Source organism: Lysobacter rhizosphaerae, from assembly GCF_054779795.1.
In genome coordinates this window covers 154,007-179,993 of the sequence record NZ_BAAGXO010000007.1, presented here as the reverse complement: position 1 = coordinate 179,993, position 25,987 = coordinate 154,007, and the positions used below count along the sequence as shown (strand labels likewise).

General features: G+C 67.7%; 20 protein-coding genes. 15 read left to right on the top strand and 5 right to left on the bottom strand.

Going from position 1 to position 25,987, the window contains the following annotated elements; translation table 11 throughout:
- Window positions 1–26: 26 nt before the first annotated feature.
- Complete coding sequence (locus tag ACYVGE_RS09940; RefSeq protein ID WP_460729453.1) at window positions 27–686, bottom strand: hypothetical protein; 660 nt, start codon at window positions 684–686, stop codon at window positions 27–29.
- Between the two features lie 264 nt (window positions 687–950).
- A complete protein-coding gene (locus ACYVGE_RS09935) occupies window positions 951–3,476 on the bottom strand; it encodes a penicillin-binding protein 1A (RefSeq protein WP_460729451.1) in 2,526 nt (841 codons plus the stop codon).
- Between the two features lie 467 nt (window positions 3,477–3,943).
- Between ACYVGE_RS09935 and ACYVGE_RS09930 the strand changes: the two genes are divergently transcribed.
- From ACYVGE_RS09930 to ACYVGE_RS09860, 15 genes are all read left to right on the top strand, one after another.
- Window positions 3,944–5,002 (top strand): pilus assembly protein PilM, encoded by a 1,059-nt coding sequence (locus ACYVGE_RS09930; protein WP_460729449.1) that lies wholly within the window; start codon window positions 3,944–3,946, stop codon window positions 5,000–5,002.
- Window positions 5,002–5,667, top strand: a complete 666-nt coding sequence (locus ACYVGE_RS09925; protein WP_460729447.1) for a PilN domain-containing protein — start codon at window positions 5,002–5,004, stop codon at window positions 5,665–5,667. Before ACYVGE_RS09930 ends, ACYVGE_RS09925 begins: the two co-directional genes overlap by 1 nt.
- Window positions 5,664–6,353: a type IV pilus inner membrane component PilO gene (locus ACYVGE_RS09920; RefSeq protein ID WP_460729445.1), complete on the top strand. Its 690-nt coding sequence runs from the start codon at window positions 5,664–5,666 to the stop codon at window positions 6,351–6,353. Before ACYVGE_RS09925 ends, ACYVGE_RS09920 begins: the two co-directional genes overlap by 4 nt.
- 31 nt (window positions 6,354–6,384) lie before the next feature.
- Window positions 6,385–6,909 carry a pilus assembly protein PilP gene (locus ACYVGE_RS09915; RefSeq protein WP_460729443.1) on the top strand — a complete coding sequence of 175 codons (525 nt, stop codon included), beginning with the start codon at window positions 6,385–6,387 and terminating at the stop codon, window positions 6,907–6,909.
- A gap of 15 nt (window positions 6,910–6,924) precedes the next feature.
- On the top strand, window positions 6,925–8,868 hold the full coding sequence (locus ACYVGE_RS09910) for a type IV pilus secretin PilQ (protein WP_460729441.1): 1,944 nt from the start codon (window positions 6,925–6,927) through the stop codon (window positions 8,866–8,868).
- Between the two features lie 157 nt (window positions 8,869–9,025).
- On the top strand, window positions 9,026–10,045 hold the full coding sequence (locus ACYVGE_RS09905) for an AAA family ATPase (protein WP_460729440.1): 1,020 nt from the start codon (window positions 9,026–9,028) through the stop codon (window positions 10,043–10,045).
- A 2-nt stretch (window positions 10,046–10,047) separates the two neighbouring features.
- A complete protein-coding gene (locus ACYVGE_RS09900) occupies window positions 10,048–10,995 on the top strand; it encodes a DUF58 domain-containing protein (protein ID WP_460729439.1) in 948 nt (315 codons plus the stop codon).
- Complete coding sequence (locus tag ACYVGE_RS09895; RefSeq protein WP_460729437.1) at window positions 10,995–11,447, top strand: DUF4381 domain-containing protein; 453 nt, start codon at window positions 10,995–10,997, stop codon at window positions 11,445–11,447. Before ACYVGE_RS09900 ends, ACYVGE_RS09895 begins: the two co-directional genes overlap by 1 nt.
- Window positions 11,448–11,449: 2 nt before the next feature.
- Window positions 11,450–12,460 carry a vWA domain-containing protein gene (locus ACYVGE_RS09890; protein ID WP_460730556.1) on the top strand — a complete coding sequence of 337 codons (1,011 nt, stop codon included), beginning with the start codon at window positions 11,450–11,452 and terminating at the stop codon, window positions 12,458–12,460.
- A complete protein-coding gene (locus ACYVGE_RS09885) occupies window positions 12,457–14,265 on the top strand; it encodes a VWA domain-containing protein (RefSeq protein WP_460729434.1) in 1,809 nt (602 codons plus the stop codon). Before ACYVGE_RS09890 ends, ACYVGE_RS09885 begins: the two co-directional genes overlap by 4 nt.
- Complete coding sequence (locus ACYVGE_RS09880) at window positions 14,262–15,920, top strand: BatD family protein (protein ID WP_460729432.1); 1,659 nt, start codon at window positions 14,262–14,264, stop codon at window positions 15,918–15,920. Before ACYVGE_RS09885 ends, ACYVGE_RS09880 begins: the two co-directional genes overlap by 4 nt.
- Before the next feature lie 69 nt (window positions 15,921–15,989).
- On the top strand, window positions 15,990–17,318 hold the full coding sequence (locus ACYVGE_RS09875; protein ID WP_460729430.1) for a dicarboxylate/amino acid:cation symporter: 1,329 nt from the start codon (window positions 15,990–15,992) through the stop codon (window positions 17,316–17,318).
- A 116-nt stretch (window positions 17,319–17,434) separates the two neighbouring features.
- Complete coding sequence (locus tag ACYVGE_RS09870) at window positions 17,435–18,754, top strand: dicarboxylate/amino acid:cation symporter (RefSeq protein WP_460729428.1); 1,320 nt, start codon at window positions 17,435–17,437, stop codon at window positions 18,752–18,754.
- A gap of 136 nt (window positions 18,755–18,890) precedes the next feature.
- The gene (gene tkt / locus ACYVGE_RS09865) at window positions 18,891–20,897 is read left to right on the top strand and encodes a transketolase (protein WP_460729426.1); all 2,007 of its coding nucleotides are present in this window, start codon (window positions 18,891–18,893) and stop codon (window positions 20,895–20,897) included.
- 153 nt (window positions 20,898–21,050) lie between these two features.
- A complete protein-coding gene (locus tag ACYVGE_RS09860) occupies window positions 21,051–23,105 on the top strand; it encodes an oxidoreductase (protein ID WP_460729424.1) in 2,055 nt (684 codons plus the stop codon).
- A gap of 45 nt (window positions 23,106–23,150) precedes the next feature.
- On the opposite strand, the gene ACYVGE_RS09855 is transcribed toward ACYVGE_RS09860, so the two are convergent.
- From ACYVGE_RS09855 to ACYVGE_RS09845, 3 genes are read right to left on the bottom strand one after another with little or no spacing between them, the layout of a single operon-like run.
- A complete protein-coding gene (locus tag ACYVGE_RS09855; protein ID WP_460729421.1) occupies window positions 23,151–25,097 on the bottom strand; it encodes an acetyl-CoA hydrolase/transferase C-terminal domain-containing protein in 1,947 nt (648 codons plus the stop codon).
- 41 nt (window positions 25,098–25,138) lie between these two features.
- A complete protein-coding gene (locus tag ACYVGE_RS09850) occupies window positions 25,139–25,558 on the bottom strand; it encodes a DUF6691 family protein (protein ID WP_460729419.1) in 420 nt (139 codons plus the stop codon).
- The gene (locus tag ACYVGE_RS09845; RefSeq protein ID WP_460729418.1) at window positions 25,555–25,980 is read right to left on the bottom strand and encodes a YeeE/YedE family protein; all 426 of its coding nucleotides are present in this window, start codon (window positions 25,978–25,980) and stop codon (window positions 25,555–25,557) included. The genes ACYVGE_RS09850 and ACYVGE_RS09845 overlap by 4 nt, the downstream gene beginning before the upstream one ends.
- Window positions 25,981–25,987: the final 7 nt, after the last annotated feature.

Here is a 25,987-nt window from a genome sequence, read left to right as displayed (position 1 = left end):
CCGCACAAGCCCCGCACAAGCCCCGCTCAGCGATGCTCGTGCTCGTAACCGGCAATTTCCTCATCGGCCAGCAGCTGGCGCAGTTGCGCCAGCGAGGCGCGCCTCATCGGCTTCTCGTCGATGCCGGACAGCGGCGCCTGGCGCAGCACGTCGCGCGGCAGCACGGTGAGATCGATGGGCAGGTCCTCGGCACTGAACACCCACACCGGAAAGTCCTCGCTGCGTTCGCGGTCGAGGCGGATGCGGCGGTTGCGCGACTCCGCGGGAATGCCGCTGTGCTCGAGATGGCGATGCACGGCCTCGGGATCGTCGCTGTGCAGGTGCAGGGCAACGGCGCTGCGCGCATCGGCGGTGCCTTCGAGCACCGGGCCGACCAGGCGCGGATCGAAGTCGGCAAAGAACTCGAGCGCGCGCAAAGCCGCTTCGCGGCGAATCCGCAATTCGACGACGTTCTCGCGCTGGAACAGGCGCTGGTATTCGCGCAGCGCGTCCTCGATCTCGCGGTTACGAGGCAGCGAGGCATCGTCGAAGATTCCCAGGCGCTGCGCCGCCTTGAGCTTGGCCTGGTGGTAGTCACGGATGCCACCTTCGGCCATCAGGCGCGCGGCTTCATGGGCGAGGCTGCGGCGCCGCTCATGCGTGCGGCTCTGCGCATGTTGCTGGGCGTGCTGTCGGGCGTGGCGCATGACGTCCCTCCGCGGCTGGCACGACGACGGCGAGCGGTTTCGCCGCGGCCAGCAGGAGCTGGCGAGGGTCAACGCTAGCATGGGAGACGTGAATCAGGAATCGCCGAACGGCCGGTTGCGGCCCTGCCAGGAATCGCTGCGGCGAAAACAACAAAGCGGGCCGGAGCCCGCTTCGCGTGTCTGGTGCCGCGCCCCCGGCAAGGGCAGTTGCGGGCATGCCGAACGCGCCGCAGCGCGTGTCTGCGGCGAACCACTAGATGGGACTCAGAAGATGTCGAAGGATTCCTCGGCCGGCACGGCGTCCTGTGGGCCGTAGTCGACGTAGGTTTCCATGCGGTCGAGGTCCTCGGCCTTCACCCACTCGAGCACGCCGCCCGTGCCTTCCGGCAACAACGCGCCATTGGCGGCAACCGATACCTTGACCATGCCATTGGGCGGCTCGTTGACCGCGATGGGTTTGCCATCGAGGGCAACGCGCATGTAGTCGATCCAGATCGGCAATGCGGCCTTGCCGCCATATTCACGATAGCCCAGCGACTTGTAGTCGTCGCGGCCCACCCAGACCGTGGTGACGAACGGGCCGCCGATGCCGGAGAACCAGGCGTCGCGGTGGTCGTTGGTGGAACCGGTCTTGCCGCCGATGTCCTCGCGCCCCAGCACCTTGGCCGGCGTGCCGGTACCGCGCAGCACCACGTCGCGCAGCATCGAAACGATCTGGTAGGCGATGCGATTGTCGATGGCGCGCGGCGCCACCACCATGTCTGCCGGCGGTGCCTTGATGTCTTTCGGCTTGCTCTTGTCGGCTTCCTTGACGGCCGGCGTGCCGCCGCCGCGTGGACCGAGGTCGAAGCCATCGACGTCCGTGGACGAGGCGGCTGTCGCCGCAACCACCTTGCCGGCAGAGCCGAAGTCGCAGTCGGGGCATGCGGTGGCCGGCTTCTCCTTGAAAAGCACGGCGCCGTTGCTGTCGCGCACTTCATCGATGAACCACGGCGTCACCAGGAAGCCGCCGTTGGCGAACACCGAGAAACCGCGCGCCACCGAAAGCGGCGTCAATGAAGCGGTGCCCAGCGACATCGACAGGTTCGGCGGCAGTTCCTTTTCCTCGAAGCCGAGGTGGCTTATGTACTTGCGCGCATAGTCGACACCGATCGCGTCGAGCAGGCGCACCGACACCAGGTTGCGGGACTGCACCATCGCTTCGCGCAGGCGCATCGGGCCGGCGAAGTTGCCGGTGTCGTTCTGCGGGCGCCACAGGTGGCCGCGCCGGTCCTTGAAGACGACGGGCGCGTCGAGTACGACCGACGCCGGATTGAAGCCGCGCTCGAAGGCCGCCGCATATACAAACGGCTTGAAACTGGAGCCGGGCTGGCGGCGCGCCTGCGTGGCGCGATTGAATTTGTTGCCCGCGAAGCTGTAGCCGCCAGACAGCGCGCGCAATGCGCCATTGCCAGGCTCAAGCGATACGAGGGCCGACTGCGCACGCGGCAGCTGGTTGAGCGAGTAGCGGATGGCGGCTGGGCCGGCGGGCTTGCTTGCAGTGCCCGCCGGAGCATCGGAGGCAGCGGCGGCCGTTTCGCTGCGAAGCACCCGGACGAGATCGCCGCGCTTCACGAGCGTGGCGGGTGCCTGGCCATTCCAGCCCTGGTCGGCGCCCAGCTCGATCTGGCGGCCGTCGGCGAGCATCACCCGCGCGCCGCCGTCGGCGACGTTGAGTACCAGCGCCGGCAGCAGGTCCGCCTGGGGGGAGACGTCCCGAAAGCGGGCGAGCATCGTGGCTTCATCCTCGCCGTCGGCCAGGTCGAAGTGCTGCTCGACACCGTGCCAGCCGTGGCGCAGGTCGTAGATGCGCAGGCCCGCGCGGATCGCCCGGTCGGCCGCGGCCTGCAGGGTCGGGTCGATGGTGGTGGTGACGTGGTAGCCCTTGGTCAGCGCCTCGGCGCCGTACCGGGCGACCATTTCCTGCCGCACCATTTCGGCCACGTACGGCGCGTTGACCTCGACCGGGCGTTCGTGCGGCGACGCATGCATCGGCACCGCCATGGCGGCGTCTGCTTCGGCCTGGCTGATGTACTTCAGCTGCGCCATCCGCTGCAGGATGTATACGTCGCGGCGTTCCTTGGCGCGGGCAGGGTTGCTGAGCGGATTCGCGGTGGACGGGAACTTGGGGATGGCCGCAAGCGATGCCATTTCGTCCAGCGAAAGCTGGTTCAACTTCTTGCCGTAATAGAACTCGGCTGCCGCTCCCACGCCGTAGGCACGGTGGCCGAAGAAGCTCTTGTTGAGATACAGCTCGAAAATCTCGTCCTTGCTCAGCTCGTTCTCGATGCGCATTGCCAGCATCATCTCGGCGAGCTTGCGCTTGTAGCTGTACTCCTGGCTCAGGAAGAACTGGCGTGCGACCTGCTGGGTGATGGTGGAGCCGCCCGGCACGCGCTTGTCGCTGGTGGTCGCCAGCAGCCACATCGCGCGGGCGATGCCCTTGTAGTCGACGCCATGATGCTTATAGAAGCGGGCATCCTCGGCGGCCAGGAAGGCCTGCTTGAGATGGTTGGGCACTTCTTCGATGTTGATCGGATAGCGCCGGGTCTCGCCGAAGAGGGCCATCAACCGGCCGTCGCGCGAGTAGACGTACATCGGCTCCTGCAACTCGACCGTGCGCAGGGTTTCCACGTCCGGCAGCTTGGGAGCGATAAGGAAGTACAGGATGCCCAGCGCGGTGGCGCCAAGCAGGACCACGCTGGCGGCCGCGATCAGCGACCAGCGCAGCAAGCGACGTAAACGGGGCATCAAAGCGAAATTCCTGTGCAGCGAGGATTGCGGGTGTTGTAGGCGAGGAGTATAGAGGAGGCGAGTAAGGGCACCGGAATGGATTGCCCGGAATGGAATGCAACGTGCGTTGCCCGGCGACTGCAATCGCCGGCTGCACACGGGCAAGTGAACGGTGCCGCGTTGCGCAGATCGGGGGGAGCGGCAGTGGGAGAAGCCGCTGCCGGCGAAACCCGCGCTCCCTGCGGGGCTCCGGGATCGCGGCGCTGGCGCGATGGCACGGGTTGGGTGGACCCGGGCCGGAAGGGGGTTCTTGTTGGGGTTGCTGGGCTGTCGAGGCCGTTCCGGTTCCGGTTCGGCGTTCAGAGGAAAAGCGGTCTGGTTGGCAGTTCCTGGTAGGGGGGAGTTGCCAGCCCGGGGAAAGTCCGATATTTAAGGCAGGGCCACACGAAGTGCGCGTAAGCGCTTGTGGCATGGGGAGAAAAATCGTGGGGATTGTCACAAAAGGCCAGCCGACCCTCGTCGGCGTGGATATCAGTTCGACTGCGGTCAAGCTGTTGCAGCTCTCCCGGGCTGGCGACCGCTACCGGGTCGAGCACTATGCGGTCGAGCCGCTGCCGCCTAACGCCGTGGTCGAGAAGAACATCGTCGAAGTCGAGGCGGTGGGCGAAGCGATCAAGCGCGCGGTCAACCGCTCGGGCACCAGGATCAAATACGCCGCCGCTGCTGTCGCGGGGTCATCGGTCATCACCAAGGTGATCCCGATGCCGGCCGACCTGGATGAGGACGACCTCGAGTCCCAGGTCGAACTCGAAGCGGTCAACTACGTGCCGTACCCCATCGAGGAAGTGAACCTCGACTTCGAGGTGCTCGGCCCGATGCCGAACAACCCCGGAACCCTGCAGGTGCTGCTTGCCGCCTCGCGTTCTGAAAACGTCGAGTTGCGCTCGTCTGCCCTGGAAATCGGCGGCCTGACCCCGAAGGTCATGGACGTCGAGGCGTTCGCGATCGAAAACGCATTCGCGCTGCTTGCCAACCAGCTCAGTGGGCCGCGCGACGGCCTCACCGCGCTGATCGACTCCGGCGCGACCATGACCACGCTCAACGTGCTTCGCAATGGCCGCAGCCTCTACAGCCGCGAGCAGGTCTTCGGCGGGAAGCAACTCACCGACGAAGTCATGCGCCGGTATGGCCTGAGCTACGAAGAAGCCGGCCTGGCCAAGCGCCAGGGTGGCTTGCCGGAAAGCTACCAGGCCGAAGTGCTCGAGCCTTTCAAGGAAGCCATGGTCCAGCAGGTCAGCCGCCTGCTGCAGTTCTTCTATGCGGGCAGTGAATTCAATCGTGTCGACCAGATCGTGCTCGCCGGCGGCAATGCGGCCATACCGGGCATCGCCCAGATGGTCGAGGAGCAACTCGGCGTCCCGACGCTCGTCGCCAATCCGCTGGCGCACATGACGCTCGGTCCCCGCGTGCAGGCGCACGCGCTGGCGCAGGATGCCCCCGCGCTGATGATTGCCTGCGGCCTCGCCCTGAGGAGCTTCGACTGATGGCACGGATCAACCTCCTCCCTTGGCGCGCCGAACGGCGCAAGCAGCGCCAGAAGGAATTCAGCATCCTGCTCGCCATGTCGGCGCTGGGTGCGGTCCTGCTGTCGTTCCTCCTGGTCGGTTACTACAAGGCGCAGATCAGCGGCCAGAACGAACGCAACCAGTACCTGACCGACCAGATCACGCTGGTGCAGAAGCAGATCGACGAAATCAAGCTGCTCGACGAGAAGAAGGCCAAGCTCCTTGCGCGCAAGGAAATCATCGAGAAGCTGCAGGCCAACCGCTCGCAGATGGTCCATCTGTTCGATTCGCTGGTCCGCACCATTCCCGATGGCGTGATCCTGACTTCGATCAAACAGGACGAGGACACCCTGACGCTGGAGGGCCGCGCGCAGTCCAACGCCCGCGTCAGTACCTACATGCGCAACCTCGAAGGCTCGGGCTGGATGACCAAGCCGGACCTGTCGATCATCGAAGCCAAGGGTGAGGACAAGGCGCTGCCGAACGAGTTCAAGCTGACGGTCAAGCTGGCCGACCCGAACGCGCCCAAGGACGAGAACGGCGATGGCGTGCCGGATGCCCCGAAGGCTCCGCCTGCCGGTGCGGCACCCGCACCCACCACTCCTCCGGCTGCAGCCCCAGTGAAACAAGGAGCCGCCTCGTGAGCGCCAAGAAATTCTCGCTGCGGGAACTCGACTTCAACAACATGGGCTCCTGGCCGCAGCAGGCCAAGGTGGGCTTCTGCGTCATCGTCGCCCTACTGATCATTTTCCTGGGCTGGTGGGTCTTCGTCCGCGACAAGCTGGACGAGCTGAAGGGCCTCGAAAGCAAGGAAACCGAACTGCGCCAGGAATTCGAAACCAAGCAGGGCCGCGCCGCCAACCTCGAGCCGCTCAAGCAGCAGCTCGCGCAAATGGAAGAGCAGCTCAAGCAGATGTTGCGCCAGTTGCCCAGCAAGACGGAGATGCCCGACCTGATCGTCGACATTTCGCAGACGGCGTTGGCGACCGGCATCACCAACGAGCTGTTCCAGCCCGGCCCGGAAATCCCCAAGGAGTTCTACGCCGAGAAGCCGATCGCACTGCGCATGGTGGGCACCTACCACCAGTTTGGCGGCTTCGTAAGCGGCGTGGCGACGCTGCCGCGCGTGGTCATCATGACCATGCACGACATCTCGCTGAAGCCTCGCGACAAGGACAAATCCGGCAAGCCCATTCCGATTACGCCCAACAGCCCGCTGGAGCTCGCCGGTACGGTGAAAACGTATCGATACCTGGACGAAGAAGAAGTCGCCGAACAGGAAGCTGCTGCCAAGACTACCGGCACCACCGGCGGCCAGGGGGGGACCTGAGATGCTTGGACATCCTGATAGCCTGAGCAACGTGGGACGCCGAATCCTCTTCGGTGCCGCGCTGGCGCTGGCCCTCGTGGGCTGCACCCGTGGTATCACCAGCACGCCGGGCGATGCACCGAACCTAGAAAAGTGGGTGGCCGAGGTCAAGGCACGTCCGGCGCCGCCGCTCGAGCCGCTGCCGGTAATGCAGCAATTCGAGACATTCGAATACGCCGCCTATGCGCTGCGCGATCCGTTCAGCACCGCCTTCACGGATTCCGACTCGGGCTCGGGTCCCCGACCCGATCGCGCGCGCCGCAGGCAGACGCTCGAACAGTTCCCGCTCGACAGCCTGGACATGGTGGGCACGTTGGGCCACGGCGCGGGCGTCGTGGCGTTGGTGATGGCACCGGACAAGGTTACGTATCGCGTCCGCCCCGGGGACTACATGGGGCAGAGCGACGGACGCGTGACCGGTGTGTTTGAAGACCGCATCGAGTTGGTGGAACTGGTGCCGGATGGCGCGGGTGGCTGGCTGGAACGTCCAGCGTCGGTCGCATTAGAAGATCAATGATTGGGGGATGACACGATGACCGTTTTCAACGCCAACCGCTCCAAGCGCACCGGCATCGGCCTCGCAATCGGGCTGCTCGCCGGGTTCGGTGCCGTACACGCTGCGACGCCGGCGCCGCAAGGCAGCTTCACGCCGACCTTCGTCGCCCAGCTTGCGCCGGCGACCGCACCCATGCCCAGCAACGACCCGGCCAAGCAATTGCCGGGCGCGATCTCGGTGTCGAACATCGACTTCAAGCGCGGCGACGGCGGCGCGGGCAAGCTGATCCTGCGCTTCAGCGGCGATGGCGCCGCACCGGATCTGCGCAGCACGGGCTCGACCGTCACCATCAACGTCGGCAACGCGCAATTGCCGGCAAACCTGCAGAAGCCCCTCAACGTGACCGACTTCGCCACGCCGGTGCAGTCGATCGACGCGCGCTCGGCGGGCACGGGTACGCAGCTGGTACTGAATACCAACGGCGCCTATGAGTCGATGGCGTACCAGACCGGCCGCGACTACATCGTGGAGATCATTCCGCGCGCAGCCGGAGCGAAGCAGCGTGCAGTGGGCGCCCCCGCTGCCGCCACCACGCCTGCGCGCGCGTACAGCGGCCGCCCGGTGACCTTCAACTTCCAGGACGTGCCGGTGCGTACCGTCCTGCAGCTGATCGCTGAAGAGTCGGGCCTGAATGTCGTAGCGGCCGATACGGTCCAGGGCAATGTCACCCTGCGCCTGGTCAACGTGCCGTGGGACCAGGCGCTGGACATCGTCCTGCAGGCCAAGGGACTGGACAAGCGCCGTAGCGGCAATGTCGTGTGGATCGCGCCGCAGTCGGAAATCGCCAAGTACGAGCAGGACAAGGAAGACGCGCGCATCGCGCTCGACAACCGCGTCGATCTCGTCACCGAATACATCCAGGTCAACTACCACAACGCAGCGGCGATCTACAAAGCCCTGACCGAGGCCAAGGGTATCGGCAATTCGGGTGGTGGCCAGGGCGGGGGTGGCGGCTCAGGCAACAGCAACCAGAACGACAACGGCTTCCTGTCCCAGCGTGGCCGTCTGGTTGCAGACGAGCGCACCAATACCCTGATGGTGAGCGACATTCCGAAGAAGGTCGCCCAGATCAGGGAGCTGGTGAAGATCATCGACCGTCCGGTCGACCAGGTCATCATCGAGGCGCGCATCGTGATCGCGACCGAGACGTTCGCCCGTGAAGTCGGTGCCAAGTTCGGCATCAACGGTGCCTCCGGCAAGGACGGCGATCGCAGCTCGCTCGGGTTCGGTGGCAGTGCGGAGGCGTCCGCGGCGAATGCGGTTGCGCGCTCCAATGCGGTGATGGCGGGCACGGGCTTCACGGCAACGCGTGACCTGAACGTCAATCTGCCGGTCTCGAATCCGGCCGGATCGTTGGGCCTGTCGATCCTCAACGCGGGTTATCTCCTGGACGTGGAGCTGTCCGCGATGCAGGAAGAAGGCCGCGGTGAGGTCATCTCCAATCCGCGAGTCGTCACGAGCAACCAGCGTGAAGCGGTCATCCGTCAAGGCCAGGAAGTCGGCTACGTGACGGTGACCCAGGGCGCGGGCGCGGGCGGCAACGTCGCGCAGCAGACCGTGCAGTTCAAGGACGTCCTGCTGGAAATGAAGGTCACCCCGACCATCACCAACGACGGCCGCGTCTTCCTCAACATGAACGTGAAGAAGGACGAGGTCGAAGATTTCGTCGAGGCCTCCATCGGCAGCGTGCCGCTGATCAACAAGCGCGAAGTCAACACCGCGGTGCTGATCGAAGACGGGCAGACCGTTGTGATCGGCGGCGTGTACGAATTCCGCGATCGCAGCGACATCCAGAAGGTTCCTTTCCTCGGCGACATTCCCTTCCTTGGCAATCTGTTCAAGAAGAAGGGCAAGAACCGGGAGAAGGCGGAACTGCTCATCTTCGTGACGCCGAAGGTCCTGCAGGTCGCACAGCGCTGATCGCGCGCAAATCCGAATCGTCAGCAACGGGGGCCGCAAGGCCCCCGTTTGTTTTTTGGCGCAGCCACGACTGTCGCCTGCCTGAATCCGGCACGGCCGCGCGAACTCGGTGCCGATTCTTCGGTCAAAATGGCCACAACCCGGCAGAGAGCGACCGATGGACAGCAGCATCCCGCAGATTCCCGGCAGTGCCCGCGGCGGCGCCGTGGGCCGGCTGCACGACGCGTTCCGCGATCTGCGCGCGGCCCTGTCCGCCGAGATCGTGGGGCAGTCCGCCCTGATCGAACGGCTGCTGGTTGCCCTGCTCGCCGATGGGCACCTGCTGGTGGAGGGCGCCCCGGGCCTGGCGAAGACCAGCGCGATCCGTGCACTGGCCGAACGCCTGGACGCCGACTTCGCCCGCGTCCAGTTCACGCCCGACCTGCTGCCGGCGGACCTGACCGGCACCGAGGTATGGCGTCCCCATGATGGCCGCTTCGAATTCCAGGCGGGGCCGATCTTCCACCCGCTGCTGCTCGCCGATGAAATCAACCGCGCACCCGCCAAGGTGCAATCGGCCCTGCTCGAGGCCATGGGCGAGCGCCAGGTCACCGTGGGCAGGCAGACGTATGCATTGCCGCCGCTGTTCCTGGTGATGGCGACGCAGAATCCGATCGAACAGGAAGGAACCTTTCCCCTGCCCGAGGCGCAGCTCGACCGCTTCCTGATGCATGTGCGCATCGGCTATCCCGAGGCGGCGACCGAAACCGAGATCCTGCGCCTCGCGCGCGACCGCGCTCGTGCGAGCGCGCGTGCGACGCCGTCCTCGATCCCGCGCATGCCGCAGGCAGATGTCTTCGCCGCCCGCGCGGCCGTACTCGACCTGCATGTCGCACCCGCGGTGGAGCGCTATCTCATCGAGCTCGTCCTCGCGTCGCGTGATGCGCGGCGGTACGACGCCACGCTGGCGCGCCGCATCGCCTGGGGCGCGAGCCCGCGAGGTTCGATCGCGCTTGAACGGTGCGCACGTGCGCACGCCTGGCTGGCTGGGCGTGACTTCGTAACGCCCGACGACGTCCGCGCGATCGCGCCCGACGTCTTGCGTCATCGCATCCTGCCCAGCTATGAGGCGACCGCCGAGGGCTGGGATGGCGATCGCCTGGTCGCCGAACTGCTGCGGCAGGTGCCGCTGCCCTGAGCATGCGCGCGCACGACGTCCAACCGGGGCCTTTGCAGACAGACGCCGCCACGGCGGGCGACGGCATCACGCCGACGCTGGCGGAACTGGTGGCCCTGCGCGGCAGCACCAGCGGCCGCCGCAATGCGCGCCTGGGACGCCACGGTACGAGCGGGCACGCGCTTTCGCCGCTACGCGGCCGGGGTATGGAATACGCTGAGTCGCGGGACTACGTCGCCGGCGACGACGCGCGCCACATCGACTGGCGCCTCACCGCACGGACCGGACGCGCGCATACCAAGTTGTTCCAGGCCGAACGCGAGCGACTGACCCTGATCGTCGCGGATACCGCGCCCTCCCTTTACTTCGGTACCCGCGTGCGCTTCAAGTCGGTCCAGGCGGCACGCGCCGGCGCCGTGGCGGCATGGGCGGCCGCGCGCGACGGCGACCGCATCGCCGCATTGCGCGGCAGCCTGCGGGATGCGCCCCTTACGCCAGCATCCGGAGCGCGCGGCGCGCTGCGCGTGCTGGATGCCATGGTGCGCTGGTATGCCCAGCCGCCCTCCGAAGACACGGGCCTCGCCGTCGCGCTCGACCATGCGCAACGACTGCTGCGGCCGGGTTCGCGCCTCGTCCTACTGGCTGATCCACGCAGTGTTGCCGCGCTGCCGGAGCAACGCTGGCCCGCGCTGGCGCAGCACCATGAAGTCATCGTCCTGCTGCTGACCGATCCGCTCGAAACGGCGCCGCCGAAGTGCGTGCTGCCTTTCAGCAGCAACGGCCATCGTTTTGAACTGGACCTGGCGGCAGCCGCGCAACACCAGCGTTGGCTGCGCGAATTCGCGAGCCCGGTCGAAGCCGCGATCGCATCGCTGCCTGCGCGTGGCATACGCGTGCAGGCCTTGCCGACCGATGCGCCCAGTGAATCATGGCTGCCGCTGCTAGGCCATGCGCGGCCGATGGTGGCGTGATGACGGATCCCACGCTCGTGCTGCGGGATATCCACCAGGGCATCGCTCCGCCGTGGTGGCCGCCGGCGCCGGGCTGGTGGATCGCTGGCGCGCTGGTGCTGGCGCTCGGCGCGGCCTATGCGGCGTGGCGCAACCACGAGCGCAGGAAACAGCGTCGCGTCGCAAACCTGTTCGATAGCGCGATGGAAGCAGCGAACGATCTGCCGGCGCAGGTCGCCGCGATGTCGGAACTGCTACGTCGCGCCGGGCGCCGCGGCAATCCGCTTGCCGACAAGCTGCAGGGCGAGGCCTGGCTCGCATGGCTCGACACGGGCGACGCGCGCCAATCCTTCAGCCTGGGCGCCGGGCGCCTGCTGTTGGATGGTGGCTTCAGGCGCGATGTCGATGCTGGGGACGTCGCCGCGCTGCGGGCGTTGGCGCGCGCGCGCTTCATCGCCTGGATGGTGAAGTGACCATGCCATCGTTGGCCTTCCTCGATGGGTTGCGGGACTGGTTTGCATGGCCATGGCTGCTGCTGGCGTTGCCATTGCCGCTGCTGGCCCGATGGTTATTGCCGGCATCGCGTACGACCGGTGCCGCCCTCAAGGTGCCTTACGGCGCGCGCCTCGACGCGATCGCGCAGCTCGGCGGGCACGCCCTGCGCGGCAGCGGCATGAACCCGCTGATTGCACTCGCGTGGATCCTGTTGTGCCTCGCCGCCGCGCGCCCACAGCAATTCGGCGAAGCGGTGCAGCCACCGCAGGTTGGCCGCGACCTGATGCTTGCCCTCGACCTTTCCGGCAGCATGAGCGAACCCGACATGGAACTCGGCGGCCGTCCCGTCGATCGCCTTACCGCCGCGAAGGCGGTGCTTGCCGACTTCCTCGACCGGCGCGCCGGCGACCGCGTCGGCCTGCTGGTGTTCGGTCGCCGCGCCTATGCATTGACGCCACTCACGCTCGACCGCGATTCGGTACGCGAGCAGCTCGACGACAGTGTGGTCGGGCTGGCGGGACAGGAAACCGCCATCGGCGACGCTATCGGCCTGGCCGTGAAACGGCTGCGCACACAACCGGCGGAACAGCGCGTACTGATCATGCTGACGGATGGCGTCAACACCGCCGGGGTGCTCGATCCACGCAAAGCGGCCGAACTGGCGCGGGGCGAGCACGTGCGCGTGCACGCCATCGCGTTCGGCGGCGAAGGCTCGCTGTCGGTGTTCGGCTTCAAGCTGCCGCTGCCCGGTGCCGGCGACGAGATCGACGAAGCGACCCTGCGCATGGTGGCCAAGCAGACCGGCGGTCGTTTCTTCCGTGCGCGCGACACCGCCGAATTGGCCGGCATCTACGCGGAGATCGACCGCCTGGAGCCGATCCGTCGCCCCGGCAAGGCCGTGCGACCGAAACTGGAGCGCTATGCATGGCCGCTGTCGGCGGCACTCGCGTGCGCCCTGTTTGCGTTTGCGTGGCCGCGGAGGCGCGCATGAACTACGCGGAGCTGCTGCAGGATCTGGGCTCGCTGCACTTCCTGCGTCCGGGTTGGCTGGGTGCATTGCTGTTACTGCCCCTGCTCGCATGGTGGTGGAAAAAGCGCCAGCGGCAGCAGAGTGCCTGGCGTGGACTGGTCGACCCGCACCTGCTGCCGCATCTGCTCGATGCACGTGGCGATCGCCGCAGCCGCCATGGCATCTGGTTGGCGGCGGCCGGCTATCTGCTGGCCGTGCTCGCGCTGGCGGGGCCGAGTTGGCGCCAGTCCACGCAACCGCTGTGGCAGAGCCGCACTCCCGTGGTCGTCGCGCTGGACCTGTCGAGCGCGTCGCTCGCTGCCGACATGCCGCCGTCCCGGCTGGCGCAGGCGCGCGCCAAGCTCGCCACCCTGCTGCGCGAACGCAGCGGCGGGCCGATCGCCCTCGTCGCCTTTGCCGGCGACGCCTTTACCGTGGCGCCGTTGACGGACGATGCCGCGAATGTCGCCCTGTTCCTCGATGCGTTGCAGCCCGATGTGATGCCACGCGACGGGCAACGTCCGGGCGATGCGATCGCATGGTCCGCGCAACTGTTGCAGCGGGCCGGGGCCACGCGCGGCGACATCGTCGTGCTGACCGATCACGCCGACACGGCCGCCATCGGCGCCGCTGCCGACGCGGCAGGCATGGGCTATCGCGTGTCCGCCCTGGGGCTGGGTAGCGAAGCCGGCGCCGCTTACCGGCGTAGCGCCGGTGAGATCGCGAATGCGCGCCTGGACGCGGCTTCGTTGCGCAGGCTCGCGGCAAGCGGCAATGGCCGCTATGTGGCGCTTGCCAGCGACGATGCCGATTTGCGCGCGCTGGGCCTGCTCGAGCCGGGCCTGCGCGAGCTGGGCCGGACCGACGCCGCCGGCAGGGGCACGGCCGGACGGGCGTGGCGCGACGAGGGCTATTGGCTGTTGCCGCCATTGCTGCTGCTGGCACTGCTGGCGTTCCGCCGTCGCGGCGGCGGCGCCGTGGCGGTGCTCGTGTTGTCCTTCGCACTGCCACTGGGCAAGGCGCAAGCGACGGATCTGTGGAAGCGGCCCGACCAGGCCGAATACGCGCGGATGCAGCGCGGCAACCAGGCGTATCGCAGCGGCGATTACCCATCCGCCGCCAGGCAATACCAGGGCATCGACAACGCCACCGCGCACTACAACCGCGGCAATGCATTGGCGAAGGCGGGGCAGTATCCGCAGGCGATCGAGGCCTACGACCGGGCACTGCGCGAGCAGCCCGGCATGGCCGATGCCATCGCCAACCGGCGCGCGGTGGAAGCCGCGATGAAGCGCCAGCAGCAATCCGGATCGCAGCAGGGCGAGCAGTCGCAGAGCGGGCAGTCGCAGGGCGGGCAGGGGCAAGGCCAATCCACCCAGCCTTCGTCCGCGCAGCCGGATGCCGCCTCGAAGGCGGGTTCGCAGCAGCAACCATCGCAACGACAGCAGCAGGGCACGCCGCCACAGGGCAAGCCGGAGCAGGCACAGGACAAAGCGCAGCAGGCGCAACCCTCCGCCGCTTCGCCGCAGGATGCGCAGGCCCAGCAGCAGGCCGACCGGGCCCAGCGCGAACGCATGCAACGCGCGCTGCAGCAGGCGCGCGAACACGATGGCAAGCAGGCATCGCAGGCCCGGGCCCGCGTCGAGGAAACCCCGGAACAACGCGAGCGACGGCTCGCCAACGAAGCCTGGCTCAAGCGCGTACCGGACGATCCGGGCGGGCTGCTGCGGGCGAAATTCCGCCTCGAGTACGAACGCCGCGTGGCGCAGGGCAGGGCCACACCATGAAGCCGATGTCATCACGCGTGCAGCGCGCGTTTGCCTTCCTGCTGTTGTTGCTGGCCGCGCTGCCGGCTTTCGCGCAGACGCGCGCGTGGCTCGATCGCGATCGCATCGGCGCCAATGAAACCGTCACCCTCAACATCCAGAGCGACAGCATGGCGCGCCCGGACTACGACCCGTTGCTGCGCGACTTCAACATCAGCGGACGCAGCAGCCGTACCGGAATGGACAACACCGGCGTGCACAGTCTGTTTGCCGTCGCCCTGCAGCCGCGCCGCGCCGGCCGGATCGTGATTCCCTCGCTCGATGTCGGCGGCGCGCGTACCCAGCCGCTCACCCTGCAGGTGGAGGCCGTCGCAGCGCCTGTGCCCACGCACGCGGGCGATGACGTCTTCATCGAAAGCGAGCCCGACGCCACCAGTCCCTATGTGCAGCAGACAGTGGGCTGGGTGGTGCGCCTGTACTCGGCGGCGCCGCTGCTTTCGGGCCAGCTCGACCAGGCCGAACCGGACGGGGCCTCGCTGCAGCAGGTGGGCGAGGACGCGCGCTATTCGCGCGAAGTCGCCGGCCGCCGCTACGAAGTGATCGAGCGCCGCTACCAGCTCATTCCCGAACGCAGCGGCGAACTGCGCATCCCCGGCGCGGTGTTCGAAGGTCGTGGCACCGGCGGCTTCTTCGATGAGCTGTTTGGCGATCGCGGCGGCGCGCTCAATGCGCAGGCGCCCGTCCGCGTCCTGCAGGTACAGCCCATACCCGCCAATGCCCCCCAGCCATGGTTGCCGTTGCGCGACCTGCAGTTGCGCTACGCGACCTCGCCCCGCGACCTGCGCGCGGGCAATGCCGGCGCCCTTGTCATCGAGGCCGTCGCCGACGGCGTCACCGCGGCGCAGATGCCGGAGCTGCAGCTACCGCCGATCGACGGCGTGCAGGTGTTCGCCGATCCGGTGCAGGCCGACGAGACGTTCCGCGATGGCCGTCCACGCGTGAAGCTCACCCGCCGCTTCTCGCTGGTGCCCTCGCGCGCAGGCGCGGCGCGCCTGTCGGGCCTGCGCATCGACTGGTGGGACGTGGGCGCGGGTGCGAGACGTACAGCCGCGTTGCCGCCACTGGCGTGGACCGTGGCCGCGGCCGATGGCACGCCGGCGCCCGCCACGGTGGCGAATACGACCGCCGCGACAGCGGCAACCGCGGCGACCCCAGCGCCGACCGGCATCCAGGGTGCAGATCGCGGCTGGGTGCTGGCCACGCTGCTGTTCGCGGCGCTGTGGCTGTTCACCCTGGTGTGGGGGCTGCACGAGCGCGCCCAACACGCACCGCGTTCGCGTGCCGGCGCGCCGGGCGATGCGCCATCGCCCCCGGCACCATCACGCACCTCGACCGAACTCAAACGCGCCCTGGAAACCGGCAGTCTTGGCGACGTCGCCGACGTCCTCCAGGCCATGGCGGCGCCGCCCGCGCGCGACCTCGACGAACTGCTCGCCCGACTGGACGACCCCCGGCAGCGCGATGCACTCGATGCGCTGCAACGCGCGCGCTGGGGCAACGGGGACGGCGTGCGTGCCCGCCAAGTGCTGAAAAGTGCCTTCGCCCACGGGCCGCGCTGGCGTGGTGCATCCGCGCCCCCCCCATCGCTGCTGCCCCCGCTGTATCCGGAAGGGTGACATAGGCAAAAACTGAACAGGGCGGCCTTGCTGTACTCTCGCGGCTGTTTTGCCCATGAGAACCAGCGAATGAGCCACATCAGTCTGCCCGCAGTCACGTCCAAGGGCCTCCCGCTGCACGTCAAGGTGCTGATCGGTTTCGTGCTCGGCGCGGTGCTGGGATTGATCGCTCACGCCTCGGGCGCCGATACGCCCTTCATCAATGGCGTCATCGAATACGTGACGCGTCCCGCCGGGCAGATCTTCCTCAACCTGCTCTTCATGCTGGTGTTGCCGCTGATGTTTTCCGCGCTGGTGCTGGGCGTCGCCGAACTGGGCGACATCGCCAGCCTCGGCCGCCTCGGCTGGCGCACGCTGACCTACACCGCTGCCGTGACCGGCGCGGCCGTGGCGATCGGCCTGCTGATGGTCAACCTGATCCAGCCCGGCCTGCACATGGATCCGGCGCTGGTGCAGAAGGCGATGAGCAGCAATGCCGGCAAGGTCGGCGACATCGTCGCCAGCGGCCAGCAGCTCAAGGTGCTCGACCTGCTGGTCAACATCGTCCCGCACAACGTGCTCGCGGCCGGCGGCGACGACAAGCAGAAGCTGGGCATCGTGTTCTTCGCGCTGATGATCGGCATCGGCCTGGTGCTGACGCCGTCGCCGGCGACGCAGGCGTTCAAGCACGCGCTGCAGGGCCTGTTCGAGATCAGCATGCGCCTGATCGGCTTGTTCATCCGCCTCGCGCCGTACGCGGTGGCCTGCTTCATGTTCGGCCTGTGCGCGCAGCTGGGCTTTGACGTGCTCGCGGGCCTGGCGTACTTCGTGGTCACGGTGGTGCTGGCATTGGCCATCCACATGTTCGTGGTGTTGCCGCTGTGGGTGAAGTTCATGGGCGGCATGTCGCCGCGCACCTTCTTCCGCGGCAGCCAGGAAGCCGTGCTGACCGCATTCGCCACCGCGTCATCCACCGCCACCCTGCCGGTGACCCTGCGGGTGGCCGAGGAAAACCTGCGCCTGCCGCGCAAGGTCAGCCGCTTCGTGCTGACCGTCGGCGCCTCGGCCAACCATCACGGCACCGCGCTGTTCGAAGGCGTGACCGTGCTGTTCCTGGCGCAGGTGTTCGGCCTGCACCTGCCTTTGGCCGAGCAGCTGATGGTGCTGGGGCTGTGCATCCTCGGCGGCATCGGCACCGCCGGCATCCCCTCCGGTTCGCTGCCGGTGATCGCGATGATCTGCGGCATCATCGGCCTCAACCCGGCGGGCATCGGCATCATCCTGGGCGTCAACAGCTTCCTCGACATGTGCCGGACCTCGCTCAATGTCACCGGCGACCTGGCGACTGCGGTCGTCGTCTCCGCACGCAGCGGCGAAGTGGCCGAAGCCGAATTGCAGGCGACCGAAACCACGGCCTGAGCATTCCCGCCCCGCGGCTGCGGGGCTGTTGTCCCGGGCGCCGCCCGCGCGGTGCGTTGACCGTCCCCAAAGCGCGGGCTTGGTAAGCTCCGGCATCCGCCGCCGGAGCAGGGACCATGAGCGAAACCAACCGCTCCGCTTCACGGAAGCTGCCGCTGCACTGGAAGATGCTGATCGGCTTCCTCGTCGGCCTGGTCGCGGGGCTGGTCGTGCACTACACCGTTGGCGGCGATGCCGGCTGGGTGAAAGTGCTCACCACTTATGTCACCCAGCCTGCCGCGACGATCTTCCTGCGCCTGATCTTCATGCTGGTGATCCCGCTGCTGTTCGCGGCGCTGGTCATCGGCGTGGCGGAGATGGGCGACATACGTGCGTTCGGGCGCGTCGGCTGGCGCACGCTGGCCTACACGGTCGTGATGTCGGCGCTCGCCGTCGTCCTGGGCCTGGTGCTGGTGAACCTGTTCAAGCCAGGTGCCGGCGTCGACGAGGCGCAGGCGTTGAAGCTGCTCAGCGACAACGCCGAGCGCGCGCGCAGCATCGTCAGCAACGCCGGCGAGCAGCCCAAGGGCATCGACATGCTGGTGTCGATCGTCCCGGACAACATCGTCGCCGCCGCATCGAGCAACAACACCATCCTGTCGGTCATGTTCTTCGCGCTGATGCTCGGCATCGGTCTGGTGATTACCCGCAACGAGGCGACCGAGACGCTCAAGCGCGGCATCCAGGGGCTGTTCGACGTATCGATGGTGCTGATCGGCATGGTGATCAGGCTCGCGCCCTACGCCGTGGCGTGCCTGATGTTCAACATGACCGTGGTGTTCGGTTGGGACCTGCTGGGCAAGCTCGCCGAATACGTGCTCGTGGTCGTGCTGGCGCTCGCCCTGCACCTGTTCGTGACCTACTCGATCGCACTGAAGCTGGTCGGCGGCTGGTCGCCGCTGAAGTTCTTCCGCGGCGCGCAGGAAGCGATGCTGCTCGCGTTCTCCACTGCCTCGAGCAACGCCACCCTGCCGACCTCGCTGCGCATCGCCGACGAACTTGGCCTGCCCAAGCGCATCTCGCGCTTCGTGCTCACCGTCGGTGCCACCGCCAACCAGAACGGCACCGCGCTGTTCGAGGGCGTCACTGTGATCTTCCTCGCCCAGTTCTTCGGCGTGGACCTGTCGCTGACCCAGCAGGTGACGGTGATGTTCGTCTGCATCCTCGGCGGCATCGGCACCGCCGGCGTCCCGTCCGGCTCGCTGCCGGTGGTGGCGCTGATCTGCGCGATGGTCGGCGTGAAACCCGAGGGCATCGGCCTGATCCTGGGTGTCAACCACTTCCTCGACATGTGCCGGACGACGCTGAACGTGACCGGCGACCTCGCCATTGCGGCGATGGTGTCGCGCGGGGAGAGCGACGTCCCGGCCGCGGAAGCGCGCGTCGAGGCCGCATAGCGGGACTTCGACCCGCGCAAGGCCCCAGCACCCGTCCGGGCCGGGAGCGCTTCGCCGCCGTGTGGGACAATGCGCCTCCCGACGGCCCATGGACGACCGGCCGCCGCACCCTTTCCGCCTCGATCCCCGACCGCCCATGACGACGCCTGCCTCCGAAAAGCCTGGCCGCCGCGACCTCGCCAACGCCATCCGTTTTCTCGCCATCGACGCGGTCCAGGCCGCCAACTCCGGCCATCCGGGCATGCCCATGGGCATGGCCGACATCGCCGAAGTGCTGTGGAACGACTACCTGCGCCACAGCCCCGACAACCCGACGTGGTTCAACCGCGACCGCTTCCTGCTTTCCAACGGCCACGGCTCGATGCTGCAGTACGCGCTGTTGCACCTGGCCGGCTATGACCTGTCGATCGACGACCTGAAGAAGTTCCGCCAGCTCGAGTCGAAGACCCCGGGCCATCCGGAGAACTTCATGACCCCGGGCGTGGAAACCACCACCGGTCCGCTCGGCCAGGGTTTCGCCAACGCGGTCGGCATGGCACTCGCGGAGAAGCTGCTGGCGCAGCGCTTCAACCAGCCCGAGTTCGAGGTCGTCGATCACCACACTTACGTGTTCATGGGCGACGGTTGCCTGATGGAAGGCATCTCGCACGAGGCCGCTTCGCTGGCCGGCACCTGGGGCCTACACAAGCTGATCGCGTTCTGGGACGACAACAAGATCTCGATCGACGGCAACACCGACGGCTGGTTCACCGACAACACGCCGGCACGCTTCGAGGCCTACGGCTGGAACGTCGTGCGCGGCGTCAACGGCCATGATCCGGTCGAGATCAAGACCGCGATCGAGACCGCGCTGAAGTCCGGCGACAAGCCGACCCTGATCTGCTGCCGCACCACGATTGGTTTTGGTTCGCCCGGCAAGGCCGGCAAGGAATCCAGCCACGGCGCGCCGCTGGGCAAGGACGAAGTCGCCGCCACGCGCGAGGCGCTGAACTGGCCGCACGCCGCGTTCGATATCCCACGGGAGATCGGTGAGGCGTGGCGCGCCAACCGCGCCGGCCTGGTGCGCGAGGAGCAGTGGAACACCCTGTTCGAAAAGTACGCGAACCGGTATCCGCAGCTTGCCGACGAGTTGATGCGGCGCAACCGCAACGAGCTGCCGGAAGGGTTCATCGCCGCCGCCGACGCCTACATCGCCAAGCTGCAGGCAGAGGGCCCGGTCGTCGCCTCGCGCAAGGCCTCGCAGATGGCGATCGAAGCCTTCGCGCCGCTGCTGCCGGAACTGATCGGCGGCTCCGCCGACCTCGCGCATTCCAACCTCACCCTGTGGAAGGGCAGCAAGTCGGTCGCCACCGACGACCCGAACGCCAACTACGTCTATTACGGCGTGCGCGAATTCGCGATGACCGCGATCAGCAATGGCCTCGGCCTGCACGAGTGCTTCATCCCGTACGACGCCACCTTCCTCGTCTTCAGCGATTACGCACGCAACGCCGTGCGCATGAGCGCGCTGATGGGCGCGCACGCGATCCACGTCTACACGCATGACTCGATCGGCCTGGGCGAGGACGGCCCGACCCACCAGCCGATCGAACACCTCGCCTCGCTGCGCTACATCCCCGGCAACGACGTGTGGCGTCCGTGCGACGCGGTCGAATCCGCGGTGTGCTGGAAGAAGGCGATCGAGCGCTACAACGGACCCAGCTGCCTGGTCTTCTCGCGCCAGAACCTGCCGCACCAGCCGCGCACCGCGCAGCAGGTCGCCGACATCGAACGCGGTGGCTACGTGCTGAGGGATTCGGTCGGCGCGCCGGAGATCATCCTGATCGCGACGGGCTCGGAAGTCGGTCTCGCCATGCAGGCCGCCGAGCAACTCGGCGACAAGGCCCGCGTTGTATCGATGCCGTCCAGCGACGTGTTCGAGCGCCAGGACGCGCAGTATCGCGAAAGCGTGCTGCCCAGGGCCTGCCGCAAGCGCATCGCCATCGAAGCCGGCGTCACCGGTTTCTGGCGCCAGTACGTCGGCCTGGACGGCGCCGTCGTCGGCATCGACAGCTACGGCGCCAGCGCGCCGATCGAACAGCTGCTGCCGCACTTCGGCTTCACCGTGGAGAAGGTGGTCGCGGCGGCGCAGTCGCTGGGCTGAGCCTCCCCATGCGGTCATGAAAACGGCGCCCGAGGGCGCCGTTTTTGTTTGCGGCCAACGCCTGGTGCGGGAGGCCGGAATGCGGCGCGTCCCCCTTGTGGCCCCGGGTTTTTCCCGGCACCCTGCGCGATCCATACGCAAGCGTACGCGTGCATGACCGTCCCCGCGCCACATTCCCGCTTCCCCCATCTGTTCGCACCGCTCGACCTCGGCTTCTGCACGCTGCCCAACCGCGTGTTGATGGGCTCGATGCATACCGGGCTGGAGGACAAGGCGCGCGACTTCCCCAGGCTCGCCGCGTACTTCGCCGAGCGCGCGGCAGGCGGTGTCGGGCTGATGGTCACCGGCGGCTTCTCGCCGAACATCGAAGGCTGGCTCAAACCGTTCGGCGGCACGCTGCGCTGGCCGTGGGACGTGGGCAAGCATCGCCAGGTCACGCGCGCGGTGCACGCGCACGGCGGTCGCATCTGCCTGCAGATCCTGCATGCCGGCCGCTACGGCTACCAACCGCTGCAGGTGGCGCCGTCGAAGCTGAAGGCGCCGATCAATCCGTTCACCCCGCGCCCGCTGTCGGCCGGCGGCATCGAGCGCCAGATCAGGGCGTTCGTGCGCACCGCGAAGCTCGCACGCGATGGCGGCTACGACGGCGTCGAGGTGATGGGTTCGGAAGGCTACCTGCTCAACCAGTTCACCGTGCCGCGCACCAACAAGCGCAACGACGCCTGGGGCGGCGATACGGCCAGGCGCATGCGCTTCGCGGTGGAGATCGTGCGCCGCATCCGCGAGGCCTGCGGGCCGGACTTCATCATCATCTACCGCCTGTCGATGCTCGACCTGGTCGACGACGGCGGTGCCTGGGACGACGTGGTCGCGCAGGCCAGGGCGGTGGAAGCTGCCGGCGCGACGATCATCAACACCGGCATCGGCTGGCACGAGGCGCGCATTCCCACCATCGCCACCTCGGTGCCGCGTGGCGCTTTCACCGGCATCACCGCGCGCCTGAAGCCGCACGTAAGCCTGCCGCTGGTCACCACCAACCGCATCAACATGCCGGATGTCGCCGAGCGCATCCTCGCCGCCGGCGAAGCCGACATGGTGTCGATGGCGCGGCCGCTGCTGGCCGATCCGCAGTGGGTGGAGAAGGCGCGCGCCCGGCGCGTCGACGAGATCAACACCTGCATCGCCTGCAACCAGGCCTGCCTGGACCATGTCTTCCAGAACAAGACCGCAAGCTGCCTGGTCAATCCGCGTGCATGCGCGGAAACCGAGCTCGTGTATGCGCCGACCACGTCGCCGAAGAAGATCGCCGTGGTCGGCGCCGGCCCCGCCGGGCTGGCCGCGGCCACCGTCGCGGCCGAACGCGGCCACCGCGTCACCCTGTTCGATGCCGCCGGCGAAATCGGCGGCCAGTTCAACCTTGCCAAGCGGATTCCCGGCAAGGAAGAGTTCTTCGAGACGCTGCGCTACTTCCGCCGCAAGCTCGAGCTGGCGAAGGTCGAGGTCCGCCTCAACACGCGCGCCGATGCGACCACGCTGGCGACCTCGTTCGACGAGGTAGTGCTGGCCAGCGGCATCCGCCCGCGCGCGGTCGACTTCCCCGGTTCGACGCATCCCAAGGTGCTCAGTTACATCGACGTGCTGACCGGCCGCGTCGTGCCCGGTGCGAAGGTGGCGATCGTGGGCGCAGGCGGCATCGGCTTCGACGTGGCCGAGTTCCTCGTGCACGAAGGGCGCGCCCCGGATGCGGGCATGCCGGCGCTGGATGCGCAACGCTGGCGTGCCGAATGGGGCGTGGACATCGCCTACGAGGGCAACCGCGGCGGTCTGCGCGAGGCGGTCCCCGAGCCACCGGCGCGTGCGGTGTGGCTGCTGCAACGCAGTCCAGGCAAGCCGGGCGCGAAACTCGGCAAGACCACCGGCTGGATCCACCGCGCCACGCTCAAGGCAAAGCAGGTGCGGATGCTGGGTGGCGTGGAATACGTCGGTATCGACGACGAGGGCTTCCACATCCGTGTGGACGGCGCGCAGCAGACGCTGGCGGTCGACCACGTTGTGATCTGTGCGGGACAGGAGCCCTACAAGCCGCTCGCCGAAGACCTACGCGCTGCAGGCGTGCCCGTGCACGTCATCGGCGGCGCCGACGTCGCCGTCGAACTCGATGCCAAGCGTGCGATCGACCAGGGTAGCCGGGTCGCGGCGGCGCTCTAGAACGGCAACAGGCAGCAATGAAAACGGCGCCCGGGCGCCGTCCTCTTATCTACTGCGCGGGTCCGAAGTCTCGCGCAGCGCCAGAGCGAGCAAGCGGGCTTCCAGCCTTTCCGCGATTCCGCGTGGCGCCAGCAGCCCCATGCGTTGCAGCGATTCACGGTCCTGTGCCGCGGGCGAAACCGAGGCACGCAATACCGTCCGCAGTTTGCCGCCGCGCGAGGCGGTAGCCGCCTTGAGCCAGCCCAATGCCTTGACCAGCCGTTGCTCGACCGGGGTGAAGTCGCTGCCCAACGGGTAGTCGGGCAGGGCGCCATTGCGGCGGAACGCGGACAGGGACTCGCGCAGGTGGTCCGGCGTATTGCGATGGGCGCGAGCAGGCAACGCCGCATCGCGCCGCAACTTGCCGTTGGCGACCGCGGTGGCCTGGAGTTCGTGCTGGAAGCGGGTGTCGGTGATGGCGAGCATGGCCGCGATGCAGTCCTCGTCGCTGCGCCCGCGCACGTCGGCGATGCCGTACTCGCTGATGTAGACATCGCGCAGGTGGCGCGGGATGGTGGTGTGGCCGTAGTTCCACACGATGTTGGAGCGGGTGCGTCCGCCGGCATCGCGGGTCGCGCGCAGCAGCAGTGCCGAACGCCCATCGGGCAGGGCATGGGCCATGGCGACGAAGTTGTACTGGCCGCCGACACCCGAAACCACGTGGCCGTCGGACAGCGCGTCGGATACGGCGGCGCCGAGCGCCGTCGCCATCATGCAGGTATTGAAGAAGCGGGCATCGCGCCGTTGCAGGCGTTCCAGCGCTTCGTTGCCGCCGTAGAGTTCGTTGACCGCGCTCACGCGCTTCATGCCTATGGCGCGGCGCTCGTCGGCGGACAGGTCGCGCAACCACTGGTAGAGGTCCGGCGAACCCAGGTAGAACGCGCCGTGCAGGTACTCGCCTTCGCGCAGCAGGCGCGCACGGTCGTCGGCGGTCGCGAAGCCGTCGGCCAGGCGCTGCATCAGGCCGATGTCGTCGACCACCCTGCGCTTGATGACGCCGGTTTCGACGAGGCGGCGGAAGCCTTCGTTGATCATTTCGCTGCAGCCGTACAGGCCCTGCGTGAACGGCGACAGCCCGGCGTTCTCCGCCGCGGGCGAGCCCAGCGCATGCAGCACCGCGCGGTACGCGCCGTTGTCCGTATGGCGCAGCACCAGCGCGTGGCACAGGGCATCGGCCAGCGCACCGATGCCGATCTGCAACGTGCCGCCGTCGCGCACCAGGGTGCTGGCGTGGAAGCCGATGGCGTAGTCGGCGTCGTTCACCGGCTGGCGCGGCAGTCCGAACAGCCGCGGATACGGGCCGGGCGGGACGACGACGATGTCGAAGAAGCCGGACTCCACCGCGGCATCGCCATCGAGCCACGGCAATTCCGGATCGACTTCCGCCACCAGCACGGGTCGTGGCAGGCCGCGCGCGACGATGGCGTCGATCGCATCGAAGGTCAGGTCGGTGTTGCAGGAGAGCGACAGGTGCGTGCCGTCGGCCGAGCGCGCCACCTTCTGCACGATCGCGTTGACACCGCGGTCGCCGAGCGCGCGCGCGACGTGGGTGTAGTTGAGGCTTGCGTAGCGTCGTTGCGCCTGCTTCGAGTGCAGAAGCGCACCCGACTGCATGTAGAACTCCTCGACTTCGATGTGCGCGGGCAGCGCGTCGCGCTTGAGCGCCTGCACGTAGGCCAGGCGCGGAAAGTCATCGCCGAAGTGGCGTTGCGCGAAGGGTTTCAGGAAGCGTGCTTCCAGGCCCTTGCCGCCACCGGGCGGATCCAGCGACAGCGCGGTATAGAGGTGCAGCGGACGCGAGGCGTCGGATTCGATGCGGGCATACAGCGCGTTGAGCAGCCGGTGCGGCTTGCCCAGGCCGAGCGGTGCGCCGACATGCAACGGGCCATCGATGCGCGACAGCAGCAGGTCGACGGCCGCGTCGACCGAGTCAAGATGCGCGGGTTGGCTCATGCGCGGAGTATGACTCCGGGGTCCCGCGCGGCGGTAGTTCGTTACCGGTTGGCGGGCGCCGGCAGCAGGCGTGCCAGTCGTGATCCCGCCAGCAGCGCGATGACGAAGACGATGGCTTCGGCCGCGTGTGTGAGATTGGCGAGCGCGGGCCCGGGGCAGTAGCCCGCGATGCCCCAGCCGATCCCGAACAGTGCGCTGCCCACCAGCAGGCGCGCATCGAGTCGCGAGGAGGGTGGTGCAGGCAGCGCTTCGTTTGCCAGTGTGCGTCCGCGCCGCCGCAGCCATGCGAAGCCCGGCACCGAAACCGTCAGCGCGCCGCCCATGACCAGGGCTAGGGACGGATCCCATTGACCCGCGAGATCGAGGAAGTTGAGCACCTTGTCCGGATTGGTCATGCCGGATACGGCAAGCCCCAGGCCGAACAACAGTCCCGCAGCCACGGCGAATGCGATCCGCTTCATGCAATGCCTCCGATGACATGCCGTAGCACGTATACGGTGAGTGCGCCGAAGCCCATGAAAACAATCACGGCGACGAGCGATCGTCGGGATAGCCGGGAGAGCCCGCAGATTCCGTGCCCACTGGTGCAGCCGCTGCCCAGCCGGGTGCCGAAGCCCACCAGCAATCCCGCGGCGATAAGCCACGGCAACGGAAAGCCGGTGCGTGGCACGGCGCCGCTGGCGGCGAGCCACAGCCCCCCAGCGAGGATCAGGCCGAGCAGGAATCCGATCCGCCAGCCGCGTTCCGATTCCTGTTCGACCGCCGCGGTGACGATACCGCTGATGCCGGCGATGCGTCCCAGCGTGGCATAGAGCAGGGTCGCGGCGAGTCCGATCAGTGCGCCGCCAATCAACGCGGAAACAGGCGTGAACGCGGTCGGCATGGCGGTG

Bases quoted from the DNA above. Each gene is read 5' to 3' on its own strand.
- ACYVGE_RS09895 (WP_460729437.1), top strand. From the start codon at position 10,995: ATGACGGATCCCACGCTCGTGCTGCGGGATATCCACCAGGGCATCGCT.
- ACYVGE_RS09910 (WP_460729441.1), top strand. From the start codon at position 6,925: ATGACCGTTTTCAACGCCAACCGCTCCAAGCGCACCGGCATCGGCCTC.
- ACYVGE_RS09925 (WP_460729447.1), top strand. From the start codon at position 5,002: ATGGCACGGATCAACCTCCTCCCTTGGCGCGCCGAACGGCGCAAGCAG.
- ACYVGE_RS09890 (WP_460730556.1), top strand. From the start codon at position 11,450: ATGCCATCGTTGGCCTTCCTCGATGGGTTGCGGGACTGGTTTGCATGG.
- ACYVGE_RS09905 (WP_460729440.1), top strand. From the start codon at position 9,026: ATGGACAGCAGCATCCCGCAGATTCCCGGCAGTGCCCGCGGCGGCGCC.
- ACYVGE_RS09855 (WP_460729421.1), bottom strand. From the start codon at position 25,097: ATGAGCCAACCCGCGCATCTTGACTCGGTCGACGCGGCCGTCGACCTG.
- ACYVGE_RS09935 (WP_460729451.1), bottom strand. From the start codon at position 3,476: ATGCCCCGTTTACGTCGCTTGCTGCGCTGGTCGCTGATCGCGGCCGCC.
- ACYVGE_RS09875 (WP_460729430.1), top strand. From the start codon at position 15,990: ATGAGCCACATCAGTCTGCCCGCAGTCACGTCCAAGGGCCTCCCGCTG.
- ACYVGE_RS09900 (WP_460729439.1), top strand. From the start codon at position 10,048: ATGCGCGCGCACGACGTCCAACCGGGGCCTTTGCAGACAGACGCCGCC.
- tkt (WP_460729426.1), top strand. From the start codon at position 18,891: ATGACGACGCCTGCCTCCGAAAAGCCTGGCCGCCGCGACCTCGCCAAC.
- ACYVGE_RS09940 (WP_460729453.1), bottom strand. From the start codon at position 686: ATGCGCCACGCCCGACAGCACGCCCAGCAACATGCGCAGAGCCGCACG.
- ACYVGE_RS09885 (WP_460729434.1), top strand. From the start codon at position 12,457: ATGAACTACGCGGAGCTGCTGCAGGATCTGGGCTCGCTGCACTTCCTG.
- ACYVGE_RS09880 (WP_460729432.1), top strand. From the start codon at position 14,262: ATGAAGCCGATGTCATCACGCGTGCAGCGCGCGTTTGCCTTCCTGCTG.
- ACYVGE_RS09870 (WP_460729428.1), top strand. From the start codon at position 17,435: ATGAGCGAAACCAACCGCTCCGCTTCACGGAAGCTGCCGCTGCACTGG.
- ACYVGE_RS09860 (WP_460729424.1), top strand. From the start codon at position 21,051: ATGACCGTCCCCGCGCCACATTCCCGCTTCCCCCATCTGTTCGCACCG.
- ACYVGE_RS09850 (WP_460729419.1), bottom strand. From the start codon at position 25,558: ATGAAGCGGATCGCATTCGCCGTGGCTGCGGGACTGTTGTTCGGCCTG.
- ACYVGE_RS09845 (WP_460729418.1), bottom strand. From the start codon at position 25,980: ATGCCGACCGCGTTCACGCCTGTTTCCGCGTTGATTGGCGGCGCACTG.